General features: G+C 44.5%; 5 protein-coding genes, 1 tRNA gene and 1 rRNA gene. All 7 read right to left on the reverse strand.

The annotated features are described in order from the left end of the window. Positions 1 to 235: 235 nt before the first annotated feature. Positions 236 to 324 (reverse strand) — tRNA-Ser (locus J2T19_RS27460). Positions 325 to 567: 243 nt separating this feature from the next. Beyond that, positions 568 to 1,851, reverse strand: a complete 1,284-nt coding sequence (gene serS / locus J2T19_RS27465; protein WP_307221579.1) for a serine--tRNA ligase — start codon at positions 1,849 to 1,851, stop codon at positions 568 to 570. Positions 1,852 to 2,110: 259 nt separating this feature from the next. Beyond that, a complete protein-coding gene (gene pdxT, locus J2T19_RS27470; RefSeq protein WP_307221581.1) occupies positions 2,111 to 2,701 on the reverse strand; it encodes a pyridoxal 5'-phosphate synthase glutaminase subunit PdxT in 591 nt (196 codons plus the stop codon). A gap of 17 nt (positions 2,702 to 2,718) precedes the next feature. Further along, a complete protein-coding gene (gene pdxS / locus J2T19_RS27475) occupies positions 2,719 to 3,600 on the reverse strand; it encodes a pyridoxal 5'-phosphate synthase lyase subunit PdxS (protein ID WP_307221582.1) in 882 nt (293 codons plus the stop codon). A 216-nt stretch (positions 3,601 to 3,816) separates the two neighbouring features. Further along, the gene (locus J2T19_RS27480) at positions 3,817 to 5,190 is read right to left on the reverse strand and encodes a D-alanyl-D-alanine carboxypeptidase family protein (RefSeq protein WP_307221584.1); all 1,374 of its coding nucleotides are present in this window, start codon (positions 5,188 to 5,190) and stop codon (positions 3,817 to 3,819) included. 436 nt (positions 5,191 to 5,626) lie between these two features. After that, complete coding sequence (gene guaB, locus J2T19_RS27485; protein WP_128099787.1) at positions 5,627 to 7,084, reverse strand: IMP dehydrogenase; 1,458 nt, start codon at positions 7,082 to 7,084, stop codon at positions 5,627 to 5,629. A 346-nt stretch (positions 7,085 to 7,430) separates the two neighbouring features. Continuing rightward, positions 7,431 to 7,507 (reverse strand): 5S ribosomal RNA (gene rrf / locus J2T19_RS28230); the annotation flags it as partial.

Below are 7,507 nucleotides of genomic sequence, written 5' to 3' on the forward strand. Positions count from 1 at the left end.
TTTCACATTTCCACATGAATCCATAGCAAACCTATTCAACCAGCAGTAACAGCCTATAACCACTGCTTATTTGGCCAATCCGCAAGTTTATATTTAAGGTGAGCTCACAGTGATATGGCCAATCCTGCACCAGCTGCGCCACGCTTAACGCTAACGGATCTGAACAGCCCGTTCCCCAGAAGAAAATCAAAAAAGGACTTGAGCATCAGCTCAAATCCTTGTTATTAATGTAGTATGGCGGAGAGGGTGGGATTCGAACCCACGTGGAGTTGCCCCCTAACGGTTTTCAAGACCGCCCCGTTATGACCGCTTCGGTACCTCTCCAGGGAAAATATTTTATAAACTTGCCACGAGAGATATCATACCATAATGTTGGGCATTATAGCAAGCTTTTTAAATAATATTTTTAAAATTTATTTTAAATTCAATTTATATCCTTGATCTGCTTCAATTAGAGCCTTGCTCTCGTTCGTTTAAAAATAGAACCCATCATCCTCTCGATGACGGGTTCATTACCATTCGTAACTTCTATTTGATCTCACGCTTTAGAATATACTATTCCAGGTTCTATGCACGACGTGCAATGACACTGATTCCACCCATATAAGGACGAAGAATCTCTGGAATCACGACTGTGCCATCTTCCTGTTGGTAGTTTTCCAAGATCGCAGCTACGGTACGTCCAACAGCAAGCCCTGAACCGTTCAGTGTGTGCACGAATTCCGGCTTCGCTTTTGGTTCTCTACGGAAACGAATATTTGCCCGACGTGCTTGGAAATCCTCACAGTTGGAGCATGAAGAAATCTCACGATATGTGTCACTCTCCGGCAACCATACTTCAATATCATACGTTTTTGCTGATGTGAAGCCCATATCGGCTGTGCATAGCGTAAGGACACGGTATGGAAGTTCCAGCAATTGCAGTACACGCTCTGCGTTTTGTGTCATTTTCTCCAATTCCTCATAAGAAGTTTCTGGAGAAGAGAGTTTCAGCAATTCTACTTTATTGAACTGATGCTGGCGAATCAGACCACGCGTATCGCGCCCAGCTGAACCTGCTTCTGAACGGAAACATGAGCTGTATGCCACAAAATGTTTCGGCAGATCCTCCATATTCAGAATCTCTTCGCGATGATAGTTCGTTACCGGAACTTCGGCAGTTGGAATCAGGTAATACTCTGTATCTTTCAGCTTGAACAAGTCTTCTTCAAACTTCGGCAGTTGTCCTGTACCAAACAGACTGTCCCGGTTCACGATATAAGGAGGCAGAATCTCTTCATAACCATGCTGATCACTGTGCAAATCCATCATGAAGTTAATCAGAGCTCGTTCCAGACGAGCACCAAGTCCTTTGTAAAACGTAAAACGGGAACCCGTTACCTTAGCTGCTGCTTCAAAATCAAGGATATCGAGATCCTGAGCAATTTCCCAATGGGCTTTTGGTGTGAATGAGAATGATTTGGGTTCTGCGTAACGGCGAACCTCAACATTGTCCTCTTCGGAAGCTCCAACAGGTACACTCTCATTCGGAATGTTTGGAATCGCCATCGTCAGCTCATTAATCTTCGCTTCCAACTCCCGAACTTCTTCATCCATTGCTTTGATTCGATCGGAAACCTCACGCATCTCAAGGATGAGATCGTCTGCGTTCTCCCGGTTTTTCTTCAGACGAGCTACTTCTCCTGATACCGTATTCCGACGACCTTTTAACGTTTCATTCTCTTGCAGCAATTCTCTGCGTTTGGTATCCATTTCAGTGAATCCAGCAATGAGATCTAGTGACTTGCCACGATTCGTTAACGCTTCTTCTACACGTGCGTACTCATTCCGCAATATCTTCACATCAAGCATCGATTACCCCTCCTAATAGCCCCACAAATATAGACTCTGATATGTAGATCAGTCATGTCTTTGTGAGCCTGTATCTTTCATCATTCGTTAAGACTAAAACAACCCATGAACCTCGGAAGACGCCCTATGCTGCGATTCCCGCTTTGGAAGCAGATACGGGCAACATCAGGCATCCGATTAGATACAACCCCTACAGCCACTCTCTAGAGTGATTGTAGGAGCGATCTGTTTCCGGGCAATCATAGGTTGTTCATCGTTGCTATAGATTCTGCACAGACGCTTTATATGACCGAGCCATGTCTACAAAGTAAGCATGCAAGCGAAAGTCGTCCGTCAATTCAGGATGGTATGAACAAGCCAGCAAATGACCCTGACGTGCTGTTACAATCTCATCCTTGTATGTGGAAAGAACCTCAACCTGTTCTCCTACACTTTCAATCAAAGGAGCCCGAATGAATACAGCTCTCACCGTTTCCTCAATACCCTTGACTGGCAGATCCGTCTCAAAGCTCTCTCTCTGCCGTCCAAAAGCATTACGGGATACAGTCATATCCATCAGTTCCAAATGAGCCTCTTCCTGACCTGCAATATGCTTAGCCATTACAATCAATCCTGCGCATGTACCAAAAACCGGTTTACCTACTGCAGCAAATTCACGAATAGCTTCCATAAAGCCATACTTGCGCATCAGTTTACCAATTGTAGTGCTCTCACCACCAGGAAGGATCAGCCCATCCAACTCGTCCAGTTGCTCGATGTTTTTGATGGCCACTCCCTCTGCCCCAGCTTGCTCAACACTACGGATATGCTCCGTTACTGCGCCCTGAAGTGCTAAAACGCCGATCTTCATCTGCAATTCCCCTTCTCTTACCAGCCGCGATCCTGCATACGCTCAGAAGGCGAAAGCTTGGAGATCTCAATACCTTTCATTGGTGCTCCGAGGTTTTTGGAAACTTCGGCAATGAGTTTGTAATCCGTATAGTGCGTTGTTGCTTCGACGATGGCACGAGCGAATTTCTCAGGGCTGTCCGATTTGAAAATCCCTGAACCTACGAATACGCCATCTGCTCCCAGGTGCATCATAAGTGCTGCATCCGCAGGAGTAGCTACACCACCCGCTGCAAAGTTAACCACTGGCAGCTTACCGTTCTTATGTACGTCAAGCAGCAACTCATAGGCAACACCCAGGTTCTTCGCTTCAGCATACAACTCATCCTTGGACATGTTCGTAACTTTACGAATCTGGCTGTTAATGAATCGCATATGACGAACAGCTTCAACGATATTTCCTGTTCCCGGTTCACCTTTCGTACGAATCATGGAAGCTCCTTCGCCAATACGGCGCAATGCTTCCCCAAGGTCTTTAGCTCCACACACAAACGGTACAGTGAACTCATGCTTATCAATATGGAATACTTCATCCGCAGGAGTTAGCACTTCACTCTCATCCAGATAGTCTACCCCGAGTGATTCTAGAACTTTGGCTTCAACATAGTGTCCAATCCGAGCTTTTGCCATGACCGGAATAGTTACAACTTTCATCACTTCTTCGACAATTGTTGGATCCGCCATACGAGCCACTCCACCAGCCGCACGAATATCAGAAGGAACACGTTCTAAAGCCATAACCGCCGTAGCACCTGCTGCTTCAGCGATTTTAGCTTGCTCTGCATTCATAACGTCCATGATGACGCCACCTTTTTGCATTTCAGCCATACCTCTTTTAACGCGCGATGTTCCTGTTTCCATATTCCAAGCCCCCCGTAATGTATGTGCTGCTCTTACCCCTATGATGAATGTGAATTCACCACTCTAGGGCAGAAGAACATTTAGACTTTTTACTGATTCATACGTAGAATTCTAACTTGATATTTTACCGGAAAAATTGTAAATATACAATGCATCCAGTCGGAATTACTTGCAATTTGTCATGGTTAAGAACATGACCTTCAGTTTAGGCAAAAACTAGAACAAGTTTTTGATTCCATCAAACAGATCAACGAAGAAATCCTTCACAGCACGGAAGAATAGACGGAACCAGCCGCCCTTCTCTGCTTCTTCTGCGGTAATGAGATTCACCGTTTTCTCCTGAGGTTCAATGCCGTCCGCTTTGTAGCTATACGTTACCGTTCCAACTTTAGTTCCTGCTTTAATTGGTGCAACTAGCTTGTCTGCTTCAGTGATGTTCGCTTTAAATGTCACATCCAGGTTTTGTGTTCCTTTAGGGACAACAAAACTTACAGCATTATCTGTAACAACAGGTACCGTTGTTTCTGCACCTTTTTTCAGTGGTACAGCTTCCCAACCAGTAACCTTCGTTTTAGCAGCAACAGCCTGTTTTACTTCGAAGTTGTTAAATCCGAAGTCCAGTACCTTCTTCGTTTCCTTGAAACGTGCAGATTCTGAAGTTGTACCCATGACTACACTGATCAGACGCATACCATCACGCTCAGCTGTACCTGTGAAGTTGTTTCCTGCGTTTGTGGTGTGGCCTGTTTTCATTCCATCCAGACCTTCATAGGCATAGCTTTTGAAATTGGTTATATTTTTATTCTCTTCCAACATCCAGTTATAGTTGATAATTGGCGCTTTATCATTTGGACGGAATTTATAGGATTGAATGGTTGTGAAATCTTTGTAATCCGGGTGATCCATAATAATATATCTACACAGAATCGCTGCATCAATTGCTGACATCATCGTTTCTTTATCTTCAGCAGGACGGTATTTTGCAGGCATATCAGCGCGATCAAGTCCTGTTGAGTTAATGAAATAAGTATCCTTCATTCCCATACGTTTTGCTTCATCATTCATCATTTTAACAAATGCTTCTTCAGAGCCGGCAACACGTTCAGCCAAAGCAACGGTAGCATCATTGGCCGATCCAACCGCCATCGCGATATAGAGTTCTTTGACAGTATGCTGATCACCTTCTGCAAGGAAGATGCGCGAACCAATGCTTTCCGCTGCGTTCTCTTTAACAGTAACAACATCATCCCAACTAAGTCTGCCTTGCTTCACTTCTTCAGCCACGATATACTCAGTCATCATCTTAGTCATACTTGCTGGCGGCTTTGCTTCGTTTGCATTTACAGAGAGAAGGATCTGACCCGTTGATGCTTCCATCAGTACAGCATTCTTAACTTCAAGCCCTAAGTCATCGACGCCTGGAATTTTAACTGTTTTTTCGGTTTTTGTCGTCGTTGCAGATGCCGTCAGGACTTGCCCTGAATCGTTCGCTGCAGCCATGACAGGCATTACCGCAGACAGGCATAGCATATTAATCAGCATCACCGAGGCAACGCTTTTTTTGAGCATTTGGCGTTTCTTTTTGTTCATTGTTTTGACTTTCAAGATGAATACTCCCTTCAAATCCGAAGCTTTCCGTTCTATGCTTCAGTGCAGCTTAAGCTACGATATTTTCTTAGTCCCCGTCATGTGTTAAATCCATGTGTAACGTTGTTTTAATGCGCTATATCGAATGAGCATGTATTTGCCCTGAATTTCAATATTGACTGTCACTTCATCAGCATGAACTCTCATGTTTATGTAGATGGTCGTCCGCGCTTCTATTTAGCAGACCAACCTATGTATTGCCCACCTAACCATATTAGGTGTCCTTTCCATAGATTCACGTCAAAAAATCGCCGCAACGCCCTAATCCATTAAAGAATCGTCACCGCTTGTTCTATTCTATCACAGGGGTATCCGCAAAAAAAGACAGACCCGGCGAAAATCGCCAAGCCTGTCTTGGAAATAGTTAACTCTCTTCCGATTACAACGAGTAGTTAGGTGCCTCTTTTGTAATCTGTACATCATGTGGGTGACTCTCCCGCAAACCTGCACCGGTAATGCGGATGAAATGTGTATCATTACGAAGCTGATCCAAGCTGCTTGTTCCACAGTAACCCATACCAGAACGTAGACCACCGATCAGTTGGTGAATCGTATCAGACAAAGGACCTTTGTATGCTACACGACCCTCGATTCCTTCCGGAACAAGTTTCTTATCATCATCTTGGAAGTAACGATCCTTACTTCCTTGTTTCATTGCACTCATTGAACCCATACCACGGTATACCTTGAAGCGACGTCCTTGATATATCTCAGATTCGCCTGGGCTTTCTTCTGTACCTGCAAACAAGCTTCCCAGCATAACCGCATGAGCACCCGCTGCAAGAGCCTTCGTGATTTCACCGGAATACTTAATACCACCATCGGCAATAATCGGAATTCCATACTCACGTGCTACAGTTGCACAATCGTATACAGCTGTTACCTGAGGAACGCCAATCCCTGCAATAACACGAGTTGTACAGATAGAACCAGGACCAATACCTACTTTTACTACAGAAGCACCTGCTTCGATTAGATCACGTGTTGCTTCACCAGTTGCTACGTTACCTGCAACAATCGTAAGATTCGGGAAACGCTCGCGCAGTTGACGAACTGCATCAATAATATTGATGTGATGACCGTGAGCTGAGTCTACAGTGATTAGATCAACGCCTGCTTGTACGAGTGCATCAGCACGTTCAAATGTATCTTTCGAAATACCAATTGCCGCACCCACCAAAAGACGACCTTGTGCATCTTTGGCTGCATTCGGGAATTGAATTGCTTTTTCAATATCTTTAATTGTAATGAGACCCTTCAATGTGTTGGACTCATCTACCAATGGAAGTTTCTCGATTTTATGCTTCTGCAAAATACCTTCTGCTTCTTGCAGCGTAGTGCCTACAGGAGCAGTTACCAGGTTCTCACGAGTCATTACTTCGCTGATTTTAATGCCGTAATCATGGATAAAACGCAAGTCACGGTTAGTCAGAATACCAACCAGCTTCTGTTCACCTTCAACGATAGGTACACCGGAGATACGGTACTTCGCCATAACGGCTTCTGCATCAGATACCAGGTGTTCCGCTGTCAGTGAGAATGGGTTCGTAATAACGCCGCTTTCCGAGCGTTTAACACGATCCACTTCCTCCGCTTGTTGCTCAACAGACATATTTTTATGAATAATCCCGATGCCACCTTCACGAGCAATAGCAATTGCCAGTGTTGCTTCTGTAACGGTATCCATACCCGCACTGATCAATGGAATATTCAGTTTTACACTATCGCTCAAACGTACAGATACATCTACTTCTTTAGGTAGTGTCTCGGATTTCCGTGGCACCAGCAATACATCGTCGAAGGTCAAGCCTTCCTTACCAAATTTATCTTCCCACACGCGGGTGTTCCTCCTTATGTTTGCTCAGCTTTACGGTCCAAAACCCGAAGATCCTAGGCTGTATTTTACGCCGAAAATGCGTTTTCTGAAAAATTTATTATTGCCATCTTAGCAAAGCGATATTTAGCCTGTCAAGGGAAAGTGACTGGTTATATCAGGTGTACTGCCTGATGCATACAAGTGTATTTCTTGTGTGGACAAAGTGTAGATATGACAAAAACACCATTCATTCTTAAATGGCGATATCAAAGGAATTATAGGCTCTATCTGAGTACATCATTCATGCTTATTAATGGGTTATAAACAAATAAAAACCACCACCGAATATCATCGGCAGTGGTTCTTTGCTTGGCGGCGTCCTACTCTCCCAGGACCCTGCGGTCCAAGTACCATCGGCGCTAGAGGGCTTAACGGTCGTGTTCG

Source organism: Paenibacillus tundrae (genome assembly GCF_030812775.1).
GTDB lineage: Bacteria > Bacillota > Bacilli > Paenibacillales > Paenibacillaceae > Paenibacillus > Paenibacillus tundrae_A.